Source organism: Micromonospora sp. WMMB482 (genome assembly GCF_019038635.1).
Lineage (GTDB): Bacteria > Actinomycetota > Actinomycetes > Mycobacteriales > Micromonosporaceae > Micromonospora > Micromonospora marina.
Genome location: NZ_JAHOPD010000020.1, coordinates 6,036,215 through 6,057,351, shown reverse-complemented (window position 1 = coordinate 6,057,351; position 21,137 = coordinate 6,036,215). Strand labels below are relative to the sequence as shown.

Genomic DNA, 21,137 nt, shown 5'->3' with positions numbered 1-21,137 from the left:
GCTCATATTGGCGTTATGCCGTTTTTTGACTCAGTAGGCTCCAGGATGTCATCCAGCCCGTGAGCCGGGGCTTCCGGTGCCGCCCGCCGTGCGCGGGCCGCGTCTCGCCGCCGCCCGGAAGGCTGGATCCCGGTCGCCGGCACCCACAGGGATGCGTGAGTCACGATGATGGACGCGGACACCATGGTCCTGCCCCGGCTCGGGGACGCCACGGTCGAGGATCCGTGGGGCGAGGATCGGCCGCGCCGGGCCGCCGCGACCGCCGCGACCGCCGCGCTGACGCGGTGGCGGATCGCGGCGTGGCTGGTGCCGGCGGTCCTGACGGGTGCGCTCGGCGCCGCCCGGATCACGACCTCGGGGCTCAGCACCGGAGAAGCGGCGACCCGGCGCGCGGCCACGTCGCCGTGGCCGGGGATCGGCGCCGCGCTGACCGGTGACGACCTTGCGCTCGGGCCGTACCACCTGCTCGTACGCGGCTGGGCGGCGCTGTTCGGCGCGGCGGACCTCGCGCTGCGCGTACCGTCACTGCTGGCCATGGTCGGCGCCGCGGCGCTGGTCGGCGCGCTCGCCGCCCGCATCGCCACGCCCGCCGCCGGCCTGCTCGCCGGCGTGCTCTTCGCGGTGCTGCCGACCTCGGCCCGGTACGCACAGGAGGCGCAGCCGTACGCCCTGGCGGTGTTCGCCGCCGTGCTCGCCACCTGGCTGCTGGTGCCCGCGCTCGACCGGCCGCGTCTCCGCCGGCTCGTGCCCTACGCGGGCGCGGTGCTGCTGCTGGGCCTGTGCCAGCCGGTGGCGTTGCTGCTGCTCGCCGGCCACGGGTGGGCCGTGCTGGCGTTCCGTCGCCGCGGTGCGCTCCGGTGGCTGGCCGCCGTGGGCCTCGGGCTGCTCCCGGTCGCCGCGCTGCTCGCCACCGGCCTGAGCGGCGGCGGTCGCCTGGCGTCCGGCGTGCGTCCCGGCGCCGCCGTGCTCGCGGCCACGCCCGGGGACCTGTTCGGCGTCGCCGCGCTCGCCGGCGTGCTGGCTGGGCTGGCCCTGTTCAGCCTCCCGCTGCGGCATCCCGCCGCGATCTGCACCGCCTGGGCGCTGGTGCCGGCGCTGGGGCTGCTGGCGCTGGCGCAGGCCGTGCCGGTCTGGTCGGCGGGGAACCTGCTGTTCACGGTGCCGGCCTGGGCGGTGCTCGGCGGGGTCGCCCTGTCCCGGGCGCGTGCCGCCGGTGCGCTCGCCGTGCTGGCGCTCGTCGCGCTGCTCGCCGTGGCCGCCCGGCTTCCCGCGTGACCGTGTGACCCGTCGACGAACGGGCGACGTCTGTCTTATTCGCACCTTTTAAGGTTGATTGTCGGCTTAGCATTCGGTCGGCTCCTGAGCCGGATGCAGACCATGGGGGAAACGTGGCCGTCGCCGCCGATACACGCCCGTCCCGCGCCACGACGGCCGGGACACCGGGCGCCCACCCGATCGCGCCCGCCCCGCCCGAGGCGCCGGCCGACGCGGACCGCCGGCAACGCAACATCCGCGCCCGCCTCGCGTACGCGCAGTGCGGCGCCACCGCGGGCCCGCTGCGCCCGCCCCGGCGCCCCGACGCGGCGGTCGAGTTCCGGCCCACCGCCTCGGTCGCCGCGCGACTGGTCCTGACGCTGCTGGTGCTCGTCAACAGCGCCGCCGGACTGGTCTTCGTCGGCTGGCTGCTGCTGCCCCAGCACATAGCCGGCCCCGGCGTCGTCGGGCTCGGCGGCTGGCAGACCGCCGCCGCCCGGCTCGCGTTCTGTGTGGTCGTCGGCGTCGAGCTGATCCGCCTGGCGCAGAACGTGGTGGTCTGGGTCTTCGCCTTCCACGCCCGGGATCCGGTGCCGGTCGACCCTCCGGTCGGCCTGCGGGTCGCCCTGCTCACCACGATCGTGCCGAGCAAGGAGCCGATCGAGGTCGCCGAGCGGACGCTGCGCCGGCTGCGGGAGATCGTCTACTGCGGGCACGTCGACGTGTGGATCCTCGACGAGGGCGACGACCCGGCGGTCCGGGCGATGGCCGCGCGGCTGGGCGTACGCCACTTCACCCGTAAGGGGCGGCCCGAGTACAACCGGCCCGGCGGCGAGTTCCGGGCCCGCACCAAGTCCGGCAACCACAACGCCTGGCGGGCCGAGCACGAGCACCGCTACGACGTGGTCGCGAACGTCGACCCGGATCACGTGCCGCTGCCGAACTTCCTGGAACGCACCCTCGGCTACTTCCGCGACCCGGACGTCGCGTTCGTGGTGACCCCGCAGGTGTACGGCAACATGCACCAGAACTTCGTCGCCCACGGCGCCTCGGTGCAGCAGTACCTCTACAACGGGCTGATCGCCCGAGGCGGCAACGGCCTGGACGCGCCGCTGCTGACCGGCACCGGGCACCTCTACCGTCCGGCGGCCTGGCGGACCGTCGGCGGCTACCAGGACTCGATCATCGAGGACCACCTCACCAGCATCCGGGTGCACGCCGCCGTCAACCCGGCCACCGGCAACCGGTGGAAGGGCGTCTACACCCCCGACGTGGTGGCGCTCGGCGAGGGACCGACCTCCTGGGCGGACTACTTCAACCAGCAGAAACGCTGGGCGGCCGGGATCTGCGAGATCCTGCTCCGGCGCGAGCTGCGCACGCCGCGCGAACTGCCGTCCCGCCGCCGCTGGCAGTACCGGCTGCTCCAGTTCTACTACCCCAGCGTGGCGGTGAGCCTGCTGCTGGGCAACGCCGCCACCGCGCTGTACCTGCTGACCGGCGTCGACGCGGGTCGCCTCGACCCGCAGGTCTGGGCGACGCTGTGGGGCTCCACCATCGGCACCTGGTTCCTGCTCTGGCTTTGGCTGCGCCGCTTCAACATCGCCCCGCACGAGCGGGAGGAGGTGGGCATGGCCGGCATGGCGCTGGCGCTGTTCGCCGGACCGGTCTACGTGGCCGCGGCGGTGGGCGCCCTGCTGCGCCGCAAGCTCGGCTTCGTGGTCACCGCCAAGGGCGCGCTGCGCACCGTCGAGTCGCCGCGCACGTTCCGGCTGCACCTGTGCTGGGCACTCGCCGCCGCCGGACTGCTCGCGGCGAGCTTCGCGCTGGACCACGACTACCCGCTGCTGCGGGTCTGGCCGGCGCTGACGCTGCTGACCGGGCTCGCGCCGCCACTGATCTCCTGGGCGGAGAGTCTGCGGGCGCGCCGGGACCGGACCGCAGACGTGACCCGGGAGCCCCAGGTGGTGCCCCGGACCGTGACCGGCGGCGGTGTGCCGTGCTGAGGCCGACGCTGCCCCGGGTGGGCCTGGCGCTGGCCGGGCTGCTGCTGCTCGCGTACGCCTTCGTGGTGGCGCCGGCCGCGTGGCGCGACCCGGGCACTGGCGCCTCGGCGCAGCGGCCCGTCCCGGCGACGCCGCAGGCGAGCACCGACGTGCCGGCGGCGGTCGTGCCGAGCCCTCGCGGTGGCCTGTTCCCCCCGTCCGGGCAGGCGTTCTTCGGCGTGATGACCGACAAGGGACCGTACGACTTCGCGCCGGTCGACCGGTTCGCCGAGGCGGCCGGGCGGTCGCCGCAGGTGATGCTCTTCGGGGCCGACTTCGCGTCGGCCGCGTTCGACCGGAGCCTGTTCGACCGGATCGCCGGGCGGGGCATGATGCCGATGCTCGGCTGGGAGCCCTGGGACCACACGGTCGACCGGGCGGCCCGCCGTACCGGCCTGACCGACCGGCAGATCGATCGGCTGCGCGCCACCCAGCCGGACTACCGGCTGGCCCGCATCGCGCGCGGCGACTTCGACGCTTACCTGCGCTCCTGGGCCGACGGCGTCCGGTCGCTGGGCTACCCGGTGGCGATCCGCTTCGCGCACGAGATGAACGGCGACTGGTACCCCTGGTGCGAGCGGGCCAACGGCAACCGCCCCGGCGACTACGTCCGGGCCTGGCGGCACGTGCACGACGTCTTCGCCGAGGCCGGCGCCACGAACGTCACCTGGGTGTGGAGCCCGAACGCCCGCTGGGACAAGACGACCGCCGGGCTCACCGGCCTCTACCCGGGCGACGAGTACGTCGACTGGGTCGGCGTCACCGGCTACTACGGCAGCGGCGCGTTCACCAAGACGTACTGGTCGTTCGACCAGATCTTCGGCCCGACGATCGCCGAGATCCGCAAGGGCACCGGCAAGCCGCTCGTGGTCACCGAGACCGGCGCCGCCGACGCCGCCGGGAACAAGGCCCGGTGGATCCGGGACACGTTCCGCGCCCTGCCCCGCTACCCGGGCCTGATCGGGCTGATCTGGTTCGAGGTGGACAAGGAGAAGGACTGGCGCATCGCCGGCTCACCGGCGGCGGCGACCGCGTTCGCCGAGGCGGTGGCCGCGGAGCGTTACGACGTGACCTGGTCACCCGCGGTACGCCCCCGTGCCGGGTCATGACCCCGGCCGGTGATGCGCGAGTGGGTGCCACCGGCCCAGTTCGGCGGGCTTGCTCAGACCAGCGTGCGGACCGCCCGCAGCGCCGCCTCCACGTCCTGCTCGCCGTTGGCGATCGTCGCGCCGAAGCGCAGGTACGACGGCCGGTAGGGGGTGCTGCTGGCGATCACGCCGGCTGACCGCAGCCGATCCACCGCCCGGTCCGCCGGCACACCCGGCACCTCGCAGCACACCACTCCGGCGGACAGGTCGGCGGCGCGCGGCGTGACCAGCCGGACACCCCGGATCCCGGCCAGTCCTTCCTTGAGATGGTCGGCCAGTTCCCGGGTGCGCTCGGCGACCCGGGCCGGGCCGATGCGCCGGTGGAACTCGAACGCGTCGGCGAGCGCCCACCGGTGCTCGAAGCTGTGGTAGCCGCCGGGCGTGTGCGCCGGGCCGGGTGGTGCGGTCGGGCCGCCGGTGGCCCCGGTGAGCCAGCGGCCGATGACACGCCCGTCGAAGCTGGGGATCACCGGTGCCATCCGGGCCCACGCCCGCTCGGCGGCCCAGACCAGGCCGGTGCCGCGCGGGCCGAGCAGCCACTTGTGGCAGCCGGAGACGAACACGTCGCAGCCGAGATCCTCCGGTGTGGACGCGTCCGCGCCGAAGCCGTGCACCGCGTCGAGGCAGAGCAACGCCTCCGGGCTGCGCCCGCGGACCGCCTCGGCCAGCCGGCGTACCGGTAGCTTCACGCCGGTGCTGGAGTGCACCCAGGTCAGCGCCACCACGCGGGTACGGGGGGTGAGCGCCGCGGTCAGGCCCGCGACCATCTCGTCCGCCCCGGCCGTGGCCGCGTCCCGGTAGAGGCGGGCCCGGCGTACGGTGACGCCGTCGCGTTCGGCGCGCAACCGCAGCGACTCGTGCGTGGCGTAGAAATCGTGCTCGGTGGTCAGCACCTCCTCACCCGGCCGCAGCTTGATCGCGCTGTAGACCAGGCCGAGACCCATGGTCGTGGAGTCGGTGAGCGCGATCTGCTCCGGCCGGGTGCCGAGGTGCCCGGCCGCCGCGTCCAGCACCGCGCGATCCAGCCGCTCCTCGTGCAGGCCCAGGTAACCCGAGGCGTCCCGGTCGAGGCCGGCGCGGTGGATCGCCACGGCGGCCCGTACCGGGGCCGGATGCGGCGCGAAGACGAACGTGGCCAGGTGCGCCTGGGAGCGGTCGAGCGCGAACTGGGCGCGGACACTGTCCCAACCGGCCGGATCCAGGGCGGGCGCGTCGCCGGACGCCGCGGTCCCGCCCGCCGGGCGGTCCGGCTCGCAGCCGGTGGCCAGGCCGGTGACGCCCGCCGCCGCGGTCGCGCCGAGCAGATGCCGCCGGGACAGGCGCCGTCGGGTCGAGTGCATGGGGCAATCGTCCGCCGTGCATGTCACGGCCGGGTCACCGCCGCGGCCGGGGACCGGTGATTTCACCGATGCGCGCCGGCGGCCCGGGCGCGGATGCTGACGCATGTCGATGTAATTCCGGCGCAAGGAGTGACCGACGTGCCCACCACCATCCGTTCCCGTACCCCCGTCCGGGCCCTCGCCCGCCTCGCCGTGGCGGCGCTGCTCGCCACCGGCGGCGCCCTCGCCGTCCCGGCCGCCGCGAGCGCGGCCAGCCCCTACGAGCGCGGCCCGGCGCCCACGAACGCCATCCTGGAGGCCAGCCGCGGGCCGTTCGCCACCTCCTCGTTCAACGTCTCCTCGTGGAGCGTGACCGGCTTCGGCGGCGGCGTCATCTACTACCCGACCAGCACCGCCGAGGGCACCTTCGGCGCGGTCGCCATCTCGCCCGGCTACACCGCCTCCTGGTCCAGCCTGAGCTGGCTCGGGCCGCGGATCGCCTCGCACGGCTTCGTGGTGATCGGCATCGAGACGAACAGCCGGCTGGACCAGCCCGCCAGCCGGGGACGGCAGCTCCTGGCCGCGCTGGACTACCTGACCCAGCGCAGCTCGGTGCGCGGCCGGATCGACTCATCCCGGCTCGCCGTGGCCGGGCACTCGATGGGCGGCGGCGGCAGCCTGGAGGCCGCGGCGGCCCGTCCGTCGTTGCAGGCCGCTGTCCCGCTCGCGCCGTGGAACCTGGACAAGACCTGGTCCGAGGTGCGGGTGCCGACGCTCATCATCGGCGGTGAGTCCGACAGCGTCGCGCCGGTGTCGACCCACTCGATCCCGTTCTACAACAGCATCCCGGCGTCGTCGGAGAAGGCGTACCTGGAGCTGAACGGCGCGAGCCACTTCTTCCCGCAGACGACGAACACGCCGACGGCGAAGCAGGCGGTCGCCTGGCTGAAGCGGTTCGTCGACGACGACACCCGCTACGAGCAGTTCCTCTGCCCCGGTCCGACCGGGTCGGCGATCGAGGAGTACCGCAACACCTGCCCGAGCTCCTGACCCCGCCGCTTCCGGGGTGGCCGCCGCGGCGGCCACCCCGGAAGCGTGTCCGCCTCTTTTCCGACGGGTTGCCCATCTGTGACACTGCACGCATGGTTTCTGCATCGACAGTGCATATAGCCTTGTGGGGCCGGGACGACGAGTGCGGGGCGATCCGCCGGCTCCTCGACCGCGACGACGGCGGCGCGCTGCTGTTCCACGGGCCGCCCGGCTCCGGGCGCAGCGCCCTGCTGGCGTACGCCAGCAGGTGTGCGGGGCAGCGCGCGGTGCTCGCCGGCACCGGCCTGGCCGACGAGGCGACACTGCCCTATGCCGGGCTGCACCGCCTGTTCGACCCGGTGCTGGACGCGGACGCGGCGCTCCCGGCGCGGCAGCGCCGGCTGCTGCGCCGGGCGCTCGGCGGCGACGGGTGCCCGGCCGAGCAGCGGCTGGCCCTGGCCGCGGCGGTGCGCTCACTGCTCACCGCCGTAGCCGTGGACCGGCCGCTGCTGTGCACAGTGGACGACCTCGACACCGGCGATCCGCAGACCGCCTGGACCCTGGCGGTGGTGGCGCGCCGGCTGCGCCGGCTGCCGGTGGCGATGCTGCTGACCGCTACCGCCCCGGCCACCGTCGACGGCGTCCCGGCCCACGGGCTGCGTCCGCTCGACGCGCACGAGTGCCGGGCGATGGTCACCGCGCTCCGGGAGTTGCCGCCCGCGCCGGTGGCCGCCGCGCTGGCCGCGCTCAGCCGGGGCAGCCCGGCCGCGCTCACCGACCTGGCCGCCACGCTCACCCCCGCCCAGTGGCGGGGTGAGGCGCCGCTGCCCGACGCGCCGCCGGTGGACGGTGCGCTCGCCGCCGCGTACCGGGCCCGCCTGGACCGGTTGCCGGTGGAGACCCGGCGGATGGTGCTGCTGGCCGCGCTCGACCCCGGCGACGACCCGGGCACCCTGGTCCGCGCCGCGTGGGCGGCCGGCCTGGCCGTCGAGGCCCTCGCCCCCGCCGAAGCAGCCGGCCTGCTGCGCACCGGACCGGGCGGGGTGACGTTCCCGCACCCGCTCGCCCGCACGATGATCACCGCCGTCGCGGCGCTCGCCGACCTGCGAGCGGCCCACCTGCTGCTGGCGGGCGCGCTCGCCGAGGGCACGCTGGGCCGGGCGCTGCGCCACGCCACGGCCACCGACTGTCCGTCCGACATGCTCGCCGCCGAGCTGACGGCGGCCGTCGACGAGGTGCCGGACCGCGCCGCCGCCGCGGTCGTGCTGCGCCGCGCCGCCGAACTGAGCCCCGACCCGGGCCGCGCCGCCGAGCTGACCGTCGCGGCGGCGCGGTGCGCCTGGACCGCCGGCGACCCGGACCAGGCCCGAGGGCTGCTGCGACGACTGACCGCCGCGTCGCCGGCCGGTGGCCGGGCCGACCTGGTCCGCGGCGACATCCAGCTGCGCTGCGACGCGCCCGCCGCGGCGGTCGCCACGCTGCTGGCCGCCGCCGACGCGGTCGCGCCGGCCGACCGGCGGTCCGCGCTGCTGGCGCTGGTCCGGGCCGGCGAGGCCATCTGCGTCACCGGCGACCAGTACCGGTACGCCGAGGTGGCCCGCCGGGCGGAGGCGCTGCGCCGGCCCGGCGACCCGCCCGAACTCGATCTGCTTGCCACGTTCGCCTCGGGAGTCGGGGCGACGCTGCGCGGCGACCACGCCCGCGGCGGTCCGGCGCTGCGCCGGGTCGTCGTCCTCGGCGGCCGGCTGACCGGGTCCGCGCTCACCCCCGGCGCGCTCGTCTGCGCCGCCGCGGCCGCCCTGCTGGTCGCCGTGGACGCTCCCGCGCACCGGCTCGCCGGCCGGGCGGTCGAGGTGGCCCGCTCGCGTGGCGAGCTGTCCCTGCTGTCCCGGGCGCTGGAACTGCGGGCCGTCGCCGAATACTGGCTGGGTCGGCACGAGGCCGCGGCGGAGACCGCCCGCGAGGGCGTGCGGGTCGCCCGCGCCACCGGCCAGCACGTCTGCGCCCAGGTGCACCTCGGCATCCTCGCGGTGCTGGCAGCGGTGCGCGCCGACCGGCACGCCGCGCTGGCCCGGATCGCCGAGATCGGTGACGGGGCCGCGCCGGGAAGCCGGCCCGACGCGTACGCCCGCTGGGCCCTCGGCGTGCTGGACCTGATCGACGGCCGGTACGCCGACGCGGTGGCCCGGCTGTCCGCGCTGGCCCGCACCGGCACCGGCCGGGGGCAGGTGCTGGTCCAGGTGATGGCCACGCCGTACCTGGTGGAGGCCGCCGCCCACGACGGCGGCCGGCCGGCCGGCGCGCTCGCCGTGTTCGACCACTGGGCCAGCAGCACGGCGAGCCCGTCGCGGCGGGCGCTCGCCGCGCGCTGCCGGGCGCTGCTCGCGCCGCGTGGCGGCCCGGAGGCCGAACGGGAGTTCCGCGCGGCGCTTCGGCTGCACCCGGCCGACACCGACCGGTTCGAGCGCGCCCGCACCGAGCTGCTGTTCGGCCGCGAGCTGCGCCGCCGGCGCCGGCCCCGGGACGCCCGCGCGCACCTGCACCGGGCCCGGGAGGCGTTCACCGTGCTCGGCGCCACCGTCTGGGCCGACCGGGCGGGTGAGGAACTACGGGCGGCGGGGGAGTCGGTCGGACCGGCACGGCCCGGCCCGGAGCAGTTGCTGACCGGGCAGCAACTGCACATCGCCCGGCTGGTCGCGCAAGGGGCGACCAACCGGGAGATCGCGACCCGGATGTGCCTGTCCACCCGGACCGTCGACCACCACCTGCGCAACGTCTTCCTCCGGCTGGGCGTGCGCTCGCGTACCGAACTGGCCCGGCTGCTGCCCTGACCGCCCGGCGGGCGACGTGCGGCGCGGGCCGGGCCGGGCCGGAGTCAGCGCAGCGCGGCCACCGCGGCGTCCGCGCCGCCGCGCCAGAGCACGCCGGCCTCGGTGAAGCCGGCCGCCCGCAGCGCGTCCAGGTGCCACGCCGCGGGCGGGCTCCACTCCGGGCTGTGCCCGGTCGGATAGATCTGCCGCCGCTTCTCCACCAGCGGCCCGAGCACCGGGTCGCCGGCGGCCTGCTCCCACCAGTCCGACCAGGACAACGCCGCGCCGGCGCGGTGCCGGGCCGCCCGCAGCTCGCCGGCCCGCGCGCGCAGCCGGCCGCTGAGCGCCGGCATCGTGTCGTCGGGCATGTGGTCGGCGTTGACGAACACGCCGCCGGGACGCAGCACGTCGCGGATCTCGCCGTACAGCTGTGCCAGGCGCGGACCGTCCACCCAGTGCAGGGCGGTGGCGGTGAGCACCGCGTCGTAGTCCCGGTGGGGCAGCGTGGCGGCCCAGTCGGACCGGTTGAGGTCGGCGGTCACCACGGTGGCCCGCCCGGCCAGCGCCGCCTCGGCGAGGGTGAGCAGCACCGGGTCGAGGTCGAGCACCGTCACCTCGGCGTCGGGCCGGCGGGCCAGCGTACGCAGGCTGATCGATCCGGTGCCGCCGGCCAGGTCGAGCACGCGTGGCGGCCGGTCGCCGGCGACCGCCTCGACGGCGTCGAGCATCGCCGCGAAGCGGTGCTCCCGGTCCGGCATGAACGCCTCCTGCTGCCGGTCCCAGCTTTCCTGCCAGGCGCGCACATCCAAGTCGTAAGGAGTCATGGCGCTCACGATAGTTACCCGCACGCGGCGCTGTCGAGGCTTGTTGCCAAGGTTTTGCAACAAGCGAAGCGCCGTCCCGGCGGCGTCACCGGGACCGGACGTACGGCGGGGCCACGGTGACGAGGCGGTGACGCGCGCTGCGGCAGGGTCGCGGCACGACGACAGCACCGTTTCCAGGGGGCTGCATGATCAGGACGATGCTCCGGCTGCGCGCGCGCACCGGCTGCGAGCCCGCGGTCGGGCCGGCCTTCGAGGCGGTCGCCGGGCAGCTCGGCGCGCTGGCCGGCAACCTGCGGCACGAGCTGCTGCGCGACGCCCTCGACCCGCGCGGCTTCGTCGTCGTCACCGAGTGGGCCGACGAGGCGGCGCTGCGCGCGTACCGGCGCGGGCCGGTGGCGGCCCGCCTGGCCGACCTGCTCCGGCCGCTGACCGAGCCGGCGGACGGCACCGGCTACCCGCTGCTGCGGGAGACCCGGGACGGAACGGGTCCGGTCTACGTGGACGTCGAGCTCACCGTGCCGCTCGACCGGCTCGCCGAGTTCCACCGGGGTTACCCCGAGGTGGTCCGGCGGATGGCCGCGATACCCGGCTACCGCCGCGAACAGCTGCTGCGCGAACCCGGCTCGGACATCCACCACATCTTCGCCGAGTGGGACGGCGCGGCGCCGTTCCTCGCCTGGATCGGCGACCCGGCCCACGCCTCGGCGCAGGCCGGGCCGATCGCGCCGTTCCTTCTCGACATCCGGCGCCGGCTGTTCCACGTCGTCCCCGACGCGGACGGCCGCCGACACCCCACCACGGGCTGGGAGGCCGACGTGCACAGGACAACAGACGTACTCGTCGTCGGGGCGGGGCCCACCGGGCTGACCGCCGCCGTCGAACTGGCCCGGCGGGGCATCGACTGCCTGGTGATCGACAAACAGGTCACCCCGCCCGGCCACGCGGACAAGGCGATCGGTGTGCACTGCCGCACCATGGAGATCTGGGAGGAGCAGGGCGTCGTCCGGGAAGCCATGGACGCCGGCATCTGGCTCACCGGCAACACGGTCTTCGTCAACGGTGAGCAGACCCACCGGATGAGCTGGGAGCTGCCCGGCCTGCCGTACGCCCACCTCGGCCTGCCGCAGTACGAGACCGAGCGGATCCTCACCGCCCGGCTGGCCACGCTCGGGGTCCGCCCGCAGCGCGGCGCCGAACTGGTCGACTTCACCCAGGACGCCGAGGGCGTGACCGCCACCGTCCGCACCGCCGACGGCGGCACCGAGACGGTACGCGCGGCGTACCTGGTCGGCGCCGACGGCGCGCACAGCCGGGTACGAGAGCGGCTCGGGCTCACCTTCACCGGCGGGCTGGGCCGGTTCCCGCAGCTGTTCATGCTGGTGGACGTCGACGTGGACTGGGAGATGCCGGACGGGCACCTGCTGCGGTTCCTGCACATGACCGACGGGCAGATGGACGGGATGCTCGTCTGCGTACCGCTGCGTGGCGCGCACCGCTACCGCATCGCCACCCTCGCCCCGCCCCGGTTCTTCGCCCAGACCGGCGGGCGCGACGCCCCGCCCGGGTTCAGCGAGGAACTCGACGAACCGACCATCTCCGACGTGCAGGCCGCGCTGGACCGCCTCGCGCCGCCCGGCACCCGGGCGAGCAACCTGCGCTGGTCGTCGGTGTTCCGGATCAGCCACGGCATCGTCGACCGCTACCGCGACGGCCGCGTGTTCGTCGCCGGGGACGCCGCCCACCTGCACCCGCCCGCCGGCGGCCAGGGCATGAACACCGGCATCCAGGACACCTGGAACCTGGCCTGGAAGCTGGCCCTGGCGGTACGCGGACTCGCCGCGCCCGGCCTGCTGGACAGCTACGAGACCGAGCGGCGGCCGGAGGGCGAGGAGATCGTCGGCCGGGCGGTACGGATGGCCGGCACCGAGGAGGTGGACCGCGCCGACCTGGAACGCCAGTTCCTCCAGGAGATGTCCATGCTGCTCAGCTACGCCGGCAGCCCGCTGGTCGGGGAGACCGTCGCCGACCCGGCCGCGCTCGGTGACGCGCCCCGCCCCGGCGACATCGCGCCCGACGTGGACGGGCTGCGCCGGCGCGGCGTCGGCCACCCGCTGCGGCTGCGGGATCTCACCCGGGGCACCCGGCACACGCTGCTGCTCTACGCCGACCGTACGGCCGGCGCGGGGGAGCCGGCGGCGTTCACCGGACTGTGCGCCGACGCGCGCCGGCTCGCCGGCGGGGAACTCGACGCGTACCTGCTGCTCGACCCCGACGCCGACGAGCCGCGCCTGCTCGACCCGCCGGTGGTACGCGACGCCGAGCGCCGCTTCCGGGCCGCGTACGGCCTGGACGGCACCGGCCTGTACCTGATCCGCCCGGACGGGCACGTCGGGTTCCGGGGCGCGCCGGTCGACCCGGACGCGCTGCGCAAGCACCTGCACCTGGTGTTCGGGAGCGTCCGGTGAGCCGGGTCCGGACCGTGCTGTCGATGCGGACCCGGGAGGGCTGCGAGGAGCGCTTCGAGTCGGAGTGGCTCACCGCCGCCGAACAGATCCGCACGCTGGACGGCTGCCTGCACCAGGACCTGGTCCGCGACGCCGACGACCCGCGCAGCTACCTGATCATCAGTGACTGGGCGGACCGCGAGCGGCTGGACGCGTTCGGCCGCAGCGCGCACCGGGACCGGCTGCTGAGCATCATCCGCGAGCTGCGCGAGTCCGCCGACCGGCACACCTACCAGGTACTGCACAGCGTGACCGGCGAGCCGGGGGAGGGGCGATGACCGACGACGTGGTGCCGGCGAGCGAGCTCTACACCGACGCGTTCGCGGCCGATCCGTACCCCACCCTGGCCCGGCTGCGCGCGCACCGGCCGGTCTGCCCGGTCGGCTCGCCGCGCTTCGACTCCTGGCTGATCACCCGCTTCGACGACGCGCGGACCGCGCTGACCGACCCGCGTCTGTCCAAGGACCTGTACGGCCCGGAGCAGCACTACCTGAAGATCTTCGGCCCGAACTCCGAGGGCCTGAACCGCAACATGCTCAACTCCGACCCGCCCGAGCACACCCGGCTGCGCCGGGTGGTGTCGCAGGCGTTCGCGCCCCGGCGGATCGAGGCGTTGCGCCCCCGGGTGGCGTCGATCGTCGACCAGCTCATCGACAAGATGGCGCCGCACGGCGAGGCGGACCTGATGCACGACTTCGCCATCCCGCTGCCGATGACCGTCATCTGCGAACTGCTCGGTGTGCCGCCCGCCGACCACGACCGGGTGCTCGACTGGACCCAGGTCATCCGCACCTCCGGCTCCACCAGCCGGCCCCCCGCGCAGGAACGGGCGGCGGTGCAGGAGGCCCAGCTCCGGCTGCACCAGTACCTGGCCGGGCTGGTCCGCGCCAAGCGTGACGACCCGGCCGACGACATCATCGGCGCGCTGATCACCGCCGTCGACGAGGACGGGACGCTGTCCGAGGCGGAACTGGTCACCACCACGTTCCTGCTCCTGTTCGCCGGGCACCAGACCACCGCCGATTTCCTCGGCAACGCCGTGCTGGCCCTGCTCACCCACCCCGAGCAGATGGAACTGCTGCGCGCCACGCCGCGCCTGCTGCCGGCCGCGATCGAGGAGCTGCTGCGCTTCGACGGGCCGCTGCCGGTGGCCAGCCCGCGCATCGCCACCGAGGACGTCGACTACCAGGGCGTACGCATCCCGCGCGGCGCGATCGTCGGGGTGGCGATCAACGCGGCCAACCACGACCCGGCGCACTTCGCCGACCCGGACCGGCTGGACCTGCGCCGGGTCCGGGGCCCGCACCTCGGGTTCGGGCACGGCGTCCACTACTGCCTCGGGGTCTCGCTGGCCCGGATGGAGGCCGAACTCGCGCTCGGGGCGCTGCTGCGGCGGCTGCCCGGACTGCGTCTCGGCGTACCGCCGGCCGAGGTGCGCCGGCTCCCGGCCGCCTCGCCGTTCCGCGGCCTGCTGGAACTGCCTGTCACCTTCACCGCCTGACGGCGCCGCCGTCGCGGCTCATCATCAAGGAGCAGTCATGGTCTTCCGCAACGTGATCGTCTGTCACATGGTCCCCGGCAGCGAGCAGATCGTCGGCGGCGTGTTCGGCCACTACGACCAGGCCACCCGGCCGCAGGACCTGGGCGTCGTCGGCCGGTACCTGCTGTCGCACCACGACCTCTACATCCACGTGATCGAGCGGGAGCAGGATCCGCGGATCTCCGGGCAGACCCGTGGCCTGCCCGCCTTCCAGAAGATCGCCGAGGAGATCGGCCCGTACGTCACCCCGTACCCGCGCTACTGGAAGAACCCGTCGGACTCGGTGGCGAAGGAGTTCTACCACTGGGCGCCCGAGGGGGAGCCGCCCGCCGACACCACGCTCACCGTGATCGTCGGGCGGATCAAGCCGGGCGCCGAGCCGGACGTGGCGCGGGTCTTCGCCGAGTCCGACGCCGGGTCGCTCCCAGCCGACCTCGGGGTCACCGGGCGCTGGCTCTACTCGATCGACGACGTCTACGTCCACCTGCTCGAACAGGAGTCGTCGGCGGCCGAGGCCACCCGTGACCGGCACGGCGACAAGCCCGCCTTCGGCAAGGTGATGCAGGACCTGGGCCCGTTCATCGAGCCGTACCGGCCGGAGAGGTGGCAGGGCCCGCAGGATTCCGTGGCGACCGTCTTCTACCGCTGGCAGGCCCAGGACTGACACGATCGGCGCTGTCGTTCACCGGGAGCGCGGAAACGCCGCCCCCGTTACCGGCCGTACGCGAGGCTGGTGCGGGGGTGCCGGGTGTCGACGAAGGAGATCGTCCAGCACGTCGGGACGCTGCTGGACCTGGCCGGGGTATTCGTCATCGCGGTCGGCGTCGCGGTCGCCACGGCGGTGTTCGTGGTGCGCTGCGCCCGGACCCGTCAGGTGGTCGCGCACTACCGGGCGTACCGGCAGGGGGTCGGCCGCGCCATCCTGCTCGGCCTGGAGTTCCTGGTCGGGGGCGACATCATCCGTACGGTCGCGGTGTCCCCCACGTTCACCAGCGTCGGCGTGCTGGCGCTGATCGTGCTCGTCCGTACGTTCCTCAGCTTCTCGCTGGAGGTCGAGCTGGACGGGCGCTGGCCCTGGCAGAGCCGGCCTCCGGTGGACCGGCCGAGCGTCGGCGCCCGCCCCCAGCGCTGAGCGTCGTACCCCTGCGGCAGCATTCCGGACATGGCGGAGTTCCGGATCGTACGCGGCGACGCGACGAGCCCGCAGGCGAAGGGCCCCAAGATCGTCGCGCACGTCTGCAACGACCACGACCTGGGCGGCTGGGGGAAGGGCTTGTCCGACCGCGGCATCCCGGTGACCGTCTACGACCGGTCCTGACCTTCTCCTGTCGCCCTCGCCACTTCGCCGAGCCGGCACATCAAGTACCCCCAGGGGGTATGGTGACCGCATGGAACACGCAGACGGTCACGACACCGGCGGGCACGGCGCGCACGCCGGGCACGACCCGGAGCAGTTCCGCCGGCGGTTCTGGCTGAGCCTGGCGCTCACCGTGCCGATCGTCGTCACCAGCCACATGGTGATGGAGTGGTTCGGCTACTCGCTGGACCTCCCGGGCGTGCGCTGGGTCGGCCCGGTGCTCGGCACCGTGGTGTTCGTGTACGGCGGCTGGCCCTTCCTCACCGGCGGGCTGCGTGAGCTGCGCGAGCGTACCCCCGGGATGATGCTGCTGATCTCGATGGCGATCGTGGTCGCGTACCTCGCCTCGGCCGCCACCAGCCTCGGCCTGTTCGACCTCGACTTCTGGTGGGAGCTGGCCGCGCTGGTCACCATCATGCTGCTCGGCCACTGGCAGGAGATGCGCGCGGTGGGGCAGGCGCGTGGCGCGCTCGGCGCGCTCGCCGCCTTGCTGCCCGACGACGCCGAGCGCCTGGACGACGCCGGGCGGCCGCATCCGGTGCCGGTCGGCGAGCTGCGGGTGGACGACCTGGTGCTGGTGCGCCCCGGCGGGCGGGTGCCGGCCGACGGGCGGATCGTCGAGGGCGCCGCCGAGCTGGACGAGTCGATGATCACGGGGGAGTCGCGGCCGGTGGCCCGCTCCACCGGGGACCGGGTGGTCGCCGGCACCGTCGCCACCGACTCCACCCTGCGGGTACGCGTGGAGGCGGTCGGCGCGGACACCGCGCTGGCCGGCATCGGGCGGCTCGTGGCGCAGGCACAGGCTTCCGGCGGGCGCGCGCAGGTGCTCGCCGACCGGTTCGCCGCGCTGCTGTTCTACCTGGCGGCGTTCGCCGGCCTGGCGACGTTCGCGGTCTGGGCGCTGCTCGGCGACCCCGACCAGGCGGTGGTACGGACCGTGACCGTGCTGGTGATCGCCTGCCCGCACGCGCTCGGCCTGGCGATCCCGCTGGTGGTGGCGCTGTCCACAGCGCTGTCGGCCCGCGCCGGCATCCTGGTCAAGGACCGGCTCGCCCTGGAGCGGATGCGCACCGTCGACACCGTCCTGTTCGACAAGACCGGCACGCTCACCACCGGCCGGCACACGGTGACCGGCGTGGCCACCACCGGCGGGATGGACGACGCCGCCGCCCTGGCCCTGGCCGGCGCGGTGGAGGCGGACAGCGAGCACCCGCTGGCCCGGGCGTTGGTCGCCGCCGCCGACGCCCGGCAGGCGGGTCCGGCCGCGCCCGACCGGCACCCGGACGCGCACGAGGCGGGTCCGGCCGGCCAGGACACGGGGACGGTGCGTCCGGCTGCGCACGGCTTCCGCGCGCTGACCGGCCGGGGTGTGCGCGCCACGGTGGACGACGTGGACTGGGCGGTCGGCGGGCCGGCGCTGCTGCGCGAGCTCGACGCCCCGGTGCCGGCGGACCTGGCCCGGGCCGCGCAGGAGTGGTCGGGCCGGGGAGCCGCGGTGCTGCACCTGGTCCGCCTGCCGGAGGGCGGTCCGCCCGAGGTGACTGCCGCGTTCGGGCTGGAGGACCAGGTCCGCCCGGAGGCGCGTGCCGCCGTGGCCGAGCTGCGCGACCTCGGCGTACGCAAGATCGTGATGATCACCGGCGACGCGCGCCCGGTCGCCGAGGCGGTGGCCGCCGACCTCGGGTTCCGGCCCGGCGTCGACGAGGTCTTCGCCGAGGTGCTTCCCGCCGACAAGGACAAGGCGGTGGCCGGGCTGCGCGAGCGGGGACTGACGGTGGCGATGGTCGGCGACGGGGTGAACGACGCCCCGGCGCTGGCTCGCGCCGACGTCGGGCTGGCCATCGGCGCCGGCACCGACGTGGCGATCGAGTCCGCCGGGGTGGTGCTCGCCGGTTCCGATCCGCGCGGGGTCGGCGGCGTGATCCGGCTGTCCCGCGCGTCGTACCGGAAGATGCGGCAGAACCTGGCCTGGGCGGCGGGCTACAACGTGGTCGCCATCCCGCTCGCCGCCGGGATCCTCGCGTGGGCGGGCGTCGCGCTCAGCCCGGCGCTGGGCGCGGTGCTGATGTCCGCCTCCACGATCGTGGTGGCGCTCAACGCCCAGCTGCTGCGCCGGGTCCGGATCGCCCCGGCCGGCTGAGCCGCAGTTCCGGGCCACGATACGCACCGAGGCTCGCGGATTCGAGTGAACCTGCCCCTTCCGGCCCGCACCTGCGGCCCGCTAGGGTGAGCGCGTGACGGTGTTCCGGATCGGCGAGGCGGCCGAGCTGCTCGGGGTCAGCGCGGACACGGTCCGCCGCTGGATCGACGCCGGCAGGCTGCCGGCCACCCGTGACGAGCACGGCCACCGGGTGCTCGACGGCGCCGACGTGGCGGCGTTCGTCCGTGCTCCCGGCCATCCCGAGCTGTCCTCGGCCCGCAACCGGCTGCGCGGCATCGTCACCGCCGTCGTCAAGGACACCGTGATGGCCCAGGTCGACATCCAGGCCGGGCCGTTCCGGGTGGTGTCGCTGATGAGCCGCGAGGCCGTCGACGACCTCGACCTCCAGGTCGGCTCCGTCGCCGTCGCGGTGATCAAGTCGACCACCGTCGTGGTCGAGCGCGCCCCCACCGCCCCCAGGGGAAGGACCGGCCCGTGACCGTACGGAGGATCCGCGCCGCGCTCGCCGCCGCGCTGGTGGCGGCGTTCGGCCTGACCGCCTGCGGCGGCACCGACGACTCGTCCGGTCCCGACGGCGCCGGCCCGGTGACCGTGTTCGCCGCCGCCTCGCTCACCGAGTCGTTCACCCGGCTCGGCAAGGAGTACGAGGCCGCCCACCCGGGCAGCACCGTCACGTTCAACTTCGGCGGCAGTTCCGGGCTCGCCACCCAGATCACCCAGGGCGCGCCCGCCGACGTGTTCGCCGCCGCCTCACCGGCCACCATGAAGACGGTCACCGACGCCGGTGACGCCGCCGGTGAACCGGCCGTGCTGGTCCGCAACCAGCTCGTCGTCGCCGTACCCCCTGGTAACCCGGCCCGGGTCCGCGGCCCGGCCGACCTCGCCCGCCCCGGCGTCAAGGTGGCGCTCTGCGCCGAGCAGGTGCCCTGCGGCGCCGCCGCGCGTACCGCGCTCGACGCGGCGGGTGTGCGGCTCACGCCCGCCACCCTCGAACAGGACGTCAAGGGCGCGCTGGCCAAGCTGCGCCTCGGCGAGGTCGACGCCGCGCTGGTCTACCGCACCGACGTCCGCGCCGCCCCCGGGCTCGACGCGGTCGAGTTCCCGGAGTCCGCGCGCGCGGTGAACGACTACCCGATCGTGGTGCTGCGCGCCGCCGGCAACCCGGCCGGCGCCCGCGCCTTCGTCGACTTCGTCCGCTCCGACGCCGGGCTCGCCGTGCTCACCGCGGCCGGGTTCCAGGCGCCGCCCGGCGCATGAGCCGCACGGTACGCCGGCAGCGGGCGCCGATCGCCCTGCTCGTCCCCGCCGGGCTCGGGCTGGCCTTCCTCGTCCTGCCGCTGGCCGGTCTGCTGCTGCGGGCGCCCTGGACCACGCTGCCCCGGCGGCTGACCGAACCGGGCGTGCTCACCGCGCTGCGGCTGTCGCTGGAGACCGCCACCGTCGCCACGCTGCTCTGCGTCGCCCTCGGCGTACCCCTGGCGTGGCTGCTGGCGCGCGTGGAGTTCCCCGGGCGGCGGCTGGTCCGGGCGCTGGTCACGGTGCCGCTGGTGCTGCCGCCGGTGGTCGGCGGCGTGGCGCTGCTGCTGGTCTTCGGCCGGCGCGGGCTGATCGGGTCGTGGCTGGACGAGACGTTCGGTGTGACGCTGCCGTTCACCACCGCCGGGGTGGTGCTGGCCGAGGCGTTCGTGGCCATGCCGTTCCTGGTCATCGCCGTCGAGGGCGCACTGCGTGGCGCCGACCCCCGGTACGAGGAGGCCGCCGCCACGCTCGGCGCCGGGCGGTTCACCACCTTCACCCGGGTCACGCTGCCGCTGGTCGCCCCGGGCGTGGCGGCCGGTGCGGTGCTCTGCTGGGCCCGCGCGCTCGGCGAGTTCGGCGCCACCATCACGTTCGCCGGCAACTATCCCGGCCGCACCCAGACCATGCCGCTGGCGGTCTACCTGGCGCTGGAGACCGACCTTCAGGCGGCGATCGTGCTGAGCCTGATCCTGCTCACCGTCTCCGTGGTCATCCTCGCCGCCCTGCGCGACAAGTGGGTCGGCAGCACATGAGGATGCTGCTGGACACGCACCTGGTGGCCGAACGGGACGGCTTCACCCTCGACGCGCGGCTGCGCATCGCGGCCGGTGAGGTGGTGGCGCTGCTCGGCCCGAACGGTGCCGGCAAGACCACCGCGCTGCGGGTGCTCGCCGGACTGCACCCGCTCGCCGCCGGGCATCTCACGCTCGACGGCGCCGACCTGGACCGGCCGGACCGCCGGGTGTGGACGCCGCCGGAGCGGCGGCCGGTCGGCGTGGTGTTCCAGGACTACCTGCTGTTCCCGCACCTCAGTGCGCTCGACAACGTGGCGTTCGGGCCGCGCCGTTGGGGCGCCGACAAGCGGGCCGCCCGCACCCTCGCCCAGGAGTGGCTGGACCGGGTCGGCCTCGGCGACCAGGCCCGCCGCCGCCCCCGGCAGCTCTCCGGCGGGCAGGCCCAGCGGGTCGCGCTCGCCCGCGCGCTCGCCGTCGACCCGGCGCTGCTGCTGCTCGACGAGCCGCTCGCCGCGCTCGACGCCCGGACCCGGCTGGACACCCGCGCCGAACTCCAGCGCCACCTCGGCGCGCACCCCGGCGCGACACTGCTCGTCACCCACGACCCCCTCGACGCCCTGGTGCTCGCCGACCGCCTGGTCATCGTGGAGCACGGCCGGGTGGTGCAGGAGGGCGACGCCGCCACCGTGACGGCCCGGCCGCGCACCGACTACGTGGCCCGGCTGGTCGGCCTCAACCTGCACCGCGGCCGCGCCGACGGGCACGCCGTGACCGTCGGTGAACTGACCCTCACCACCGCCGACACCGTCCACGGTGACGCGTTCGTCGCGTACCCGCCGGCCGCTGTCGCGCTGCACCCGTCCCGGCCCGAGGGCAGCCCGCGCAACGTCTGGGCGGCCACCGTCACCGGCGTGCAACGCCACGGCGACAACCTGCGCGTGCAACTGGCCGGGCCGGTCGAGGTCGCCGCCGACGTCACGCCCGCCGCCGCGGCCCATCTCGGACTGATCCCCGGCCGGGGTGTCTGGGCGGCGGTCAAGGCAGCCGAGACGCGCGCCTATCCGGCGTGACAAACACCGCTGGTCGCGGCAGTTGCGCAGGTGAGAGGTTTGATCT

The 21,137-nt window shown here is 75.2% G+C and carries 18 protein-coding genes; 16 read left to right on the top strand and 2 right to left on the bottom strand.

Going from position 1 to position 21,137, the window contains the following annotated elements:
• Positions 1–165: 165 nt before the first annotated feature.
• From KSK32_RS29570 to KSK32_RS29560, 3 genes are all read left to right on the top strand, one after another.
• Complete coding sequence (locus KSK32_RS29570; protein WP_216934706.1) at positions 166–1,275, top strand: glycosyltransferase family 39 protein; 1,110 nt, start codon at positions 166–168, stop codon at positions 1,273–1,275.
• A gap of 113 nt (positions 1,276–1,388) precedes the next feature.
• Positions 1,389–3,257: a glycosyltransferase family 2 protein gene (locus KSK32_RS29565; protein WP_216934704.1), complete on the top strand. Its 1,869-nt coding sequence runs from the start codon at positions 1,389–1,391 to the stop codon at positions 3,255–3,257.
• Positions 3,251–4,405 (top strand): glycoside hydrolase family 26 protein, encoded by a 1,155-nt coding sequence (locus KSK32_RS29560; protein WP_216934702.1) that lies wholly within the window; start codon positions 3,251–3,253, stop codon positions 4,403–4,405. Before KSK32_RS29565 ends, KSK32_RS29560 begins: the two co-directional genes overlap by 7 nt.
• Positions 4,406–4,458: 53 nt before the next feature.
• On the opposite strand, the gene KSK32_RS29555 is transcribed toward KSK32_RS29560, so the two are convergent.
• On the bottom strand, positions 4,459–5,784 hold the full coding sequence (locus tag KSK32_RS29555; RefSeq protein WP_216934701.1) for an aminotransferase class V-fold PLP-dependent enzyme: 1,326 nt from the start codon (positions 5,782–5,784) through the stop codon (positions 4,459–4,461).
• A gap of 138 nt (positions 5,785–5,922) precedes the next feature.
• Between KSK32_RS29555 and KSK32_RS29550 the strand changes: the two genes are divergently transcribed.
• Both KSK32_RS29550 and KSK32_RS29545 read left to right on the top strand, forming a co-directional pair.
• Positions 5,923–6,813: a dienelactone hydrolase family protein gene (locus KSK32_RS29550; protein ID WP_216934699.1), complete on the top strand. Its 891-nt coding sequence runs from the start codon at positions 5,923–5,925 to the stop codon at positions 6,811–6,813.
• A 92-nt stretch (positions 6,814–6,905) separates the two neighbouring features.
• Positions 6,906–9,623, top strand: a complete 2,718-nt coding sequence (locus KSK32_RS29545) for a LuxR family transcriptional regulator (protein ID WP_216934698.1) — start codon at positions 6,906–6,908, stop codon at positions 9,621–9,623.
• Between the two features lie 44 nt (positions 9,624–9,667).
• Here KSK32_RS29545 and KSK32_RS29540 read toward each other — a convergent pair whose 3' ends face one another.
• Positions 9,668–10,426, bottom strand: a complete 759-nt coding sequence (locus KSK32_RS29540) for a trans-aconitate 2-methyltransferase (RefSeq protein ID WP_216934696.1) — start codon at positions 10,424–10,426, stop codon at positions 9,668–9,670.
• 197 nt (positions 10,427–10,623) lie between these two features.
• On the opposite strand from KSK32_RS29540, the gene KSK32_RS29535 reads away from it, so the two are divergent.
• The 11 genes from KSK32_RS29535 to KSK32_RS29485 all read left to right on the top strand — a co-directional run bounded on the left by KSK32_RS29535 (position 10,624) and on the right by KSK32_RS29485 (position 21,091).
• Positions 10,624–12,891, top strand: a complete 2,268-nt coding sequence (locus KSK32_RS29535) for an FAD-dependent oxidoreductase (protein ID WP_254187236.1) — start codon at positions 10,624–10,626, stop codon at positions 12,889–12,891.
• Complete coding sequence (locus KSK32_RS29530) at positions 12,888–13,208, top strand: putative quinol monooxygenase (RefSeq protein WP_018783990.1); 321 nt, start codon at positions 12,888–12,890, stop codon at positions 13,206–13,208. The genes KSK32_RS29535 and KSK32_RS29530 overlap by 4 nt, the downstream gene beginning before the upstream one ends.
• Positions 13,205–14,431 carry a cytochrome P450 gene (locus KSK32_RS29525; protein WP_216934692.1) on the top strand — a complete coding sequence of 409 codons (1,227 nt, stop codon included), beginning with the start codon at positions 13,205–13,207 and terminating at the stop codon, positions 14,429–14,431. The genes KSK32_RS29530 and KSK32_RS29525 overlap by 4 nt, the downstream gene beginning before the upstream one ends.
• A gap of 37 nt (positions 14,432–14,468) precedes the next feature.
• The gene (locus KSK32_RS29520; RefSeq protein WP_216934684.1) at positions 14,469–15,134 is read left to right on the top strand and encodes a TcmI family type II polyketide cyclase; all 666 of its coding nucleotides are present in this window, start codon (positions 14,469–14,471) and stop codon (positions 15,132–15,134) included.
• Positions 15,135–15,218: 84 nt separating this feature from the next.
• On the top strand, positions 15,219–15,602 hold the full coding sequence (locus tag KSK32_RS29515; RefSeq protein ID WP_216934682.1) for a DUF1622 domain-containing protein: 384 nt from the start codon (positions 15,219–15,221) through the stop codon (positions 15,600–15,602).
• Between the two features lie 30 nt (positions 15,603–15,632).
• Positions 15,633–15,788 carry a hypothetical protein gene (locus KSK32_RS29510; protein ID WP_254187235.1) on the top strand — a complete coding sequence of 52 codons (156 nt, stop codon included), beginning with the start codon at positions 15,633–15,635 and terminating at the stop codon, positions 15,786–15,788.
• Between the two features lie 70 nt (positions 15,789–15,858).
• Positions 15,859–17,967, top strand: coding sequence for a heavy metal translocating P-type ATPase (locus KSK32_RS29505; protein ID WP_216934680.1), 2,109 nt, complete (start codon positions 15,859–15,861; stop codon positions 17,965–17,967).
• 94 nt (positions 17,968–18,061) lie between these two features.
• Positions 18,062–18,466, top strand: a complete 405-nt coding sequence (locus KSK32_RS29500; protein ID WP_216934678.1) for a molybdopterin-binding protein — start codon at positions 18,062–18,064, stop codon at positions 18,464–18,466.
• Positions 18,463–19,245, top strand: coding sequence for a molybdate ABC transporter substrate-binding protein (gene modA / locus KSK32_RS29495; RefSeq protein ID WP_216934676.1), 783 nt, complete (start codon positions 18,463–18,465; stop codon positions 19,243–19,245). Before KSK32_RS29500 ends, modA begins: the two co-directional genes overlap by 4 nt.
• Positions 19,242–20,039, top strand: a complete 798-nt coding sequence (locus KSK32_RS29490) for an ABC transporter permease (RefSeq protein ID WP_216934675.1) — start codon at positions 19,242–19,244, stop codon at positions 20,037–20,039. Before modA ends, KSK32_RS29490 begins: the two co-directional genes overlap by 4 nt.
• Positions 20,036–21,091 (top strand): ABC transporter ATP-binding protein, encoded by a 1,056-nt coding sequence (locus KSK32_RS29485; RefSeq protein ID WP_216934673.1) that lies wholly within the window; start codon positions 20,036–20,038, stop codon positions 21,089–21,091. The genes KSK32_RS29490 and KSK32_RS29485 overlap by 4 nt, the downstream gene beginning before the upstream one ends.
• Positions 21,092–21,137: the final 46 nt, after the last annotated feature.

Coding starts and splice junctions, on each gene's coding strand:
- KSK32_RS29525 (WP_216934692.1), top strand. CDS start 13,205: ATGACCGACGACGTGGTGCCGGCGAGCGAGCTCTACACCGACGCGTTC.
- KSK32_RS29535 (WP_254187236.1), top strand. CDS start 10,624: ATGCTCCGGCTGCGCGCGCGCACCGGCTGCGAGCCCGCGGTCGGGCCG.
- KSK32_RS29540 (WP_216934696.1), bottom strand. CDS start 10,426: ATGACTCCTTACGACTTGGATGTGCGCGCCTGGCAGGAAAGCTGGGAC.
- KSK32_RS29510 (WP_254187235.1), top strand. CDS start 15,633: ATGGCGGAGTTCCGGATCGTACGCGGCGACGCGACGAGCCCGCAGGCG.
- KSK32_RS29570 (WP_216934706.1), top strand. CDS start 166: ATGATGGACGCGGACACCATGGTCCTGCCCCGGCTCGGGGACGCCACG.
- KSK32_RS29485 (WP_216934673.1), top strand. CDS start 20,036: ATGAGGATGCTGCTGGACACGCACCTGGTGGCCGAACGGGACGGCTTC.
- KSK32_RS29545 (WP_216934698.1), top strand. CDS start 6,906: ATGGTTTCTGCATCGACAGTGCATATAGCCTTGTGGGGCCGGGACGAC.
- KSK32_RS29555 (WP_216934701.1), bottom strand. CDS start 5,784: ATGCACTCGACCCGACGGCGCCTGTCCCGGCGGCATCTGCTCGGCGCG.
- KSK32_RS29520 (WP_216934684.1), top strand. CDS start 14,469: ATGGTCTTCCGCAACGTGATCGTCTGTCACATGGTCCCCGGCAGCGAG.
- KSK32_RS29505 (WP_216934680.1), top strand. CDS start 15,859: ATGGAACACGCAGACGGTCACGACACCGGCGGGCACGGCGCGCACGCC.
- KSK32_RS29490 (WP_216934675.1), top strand. CDS start 19,242: ATGAGCCGCACGGTACGCCGGCAGCGGGCGCCGATCGCCCTGCTCGTC.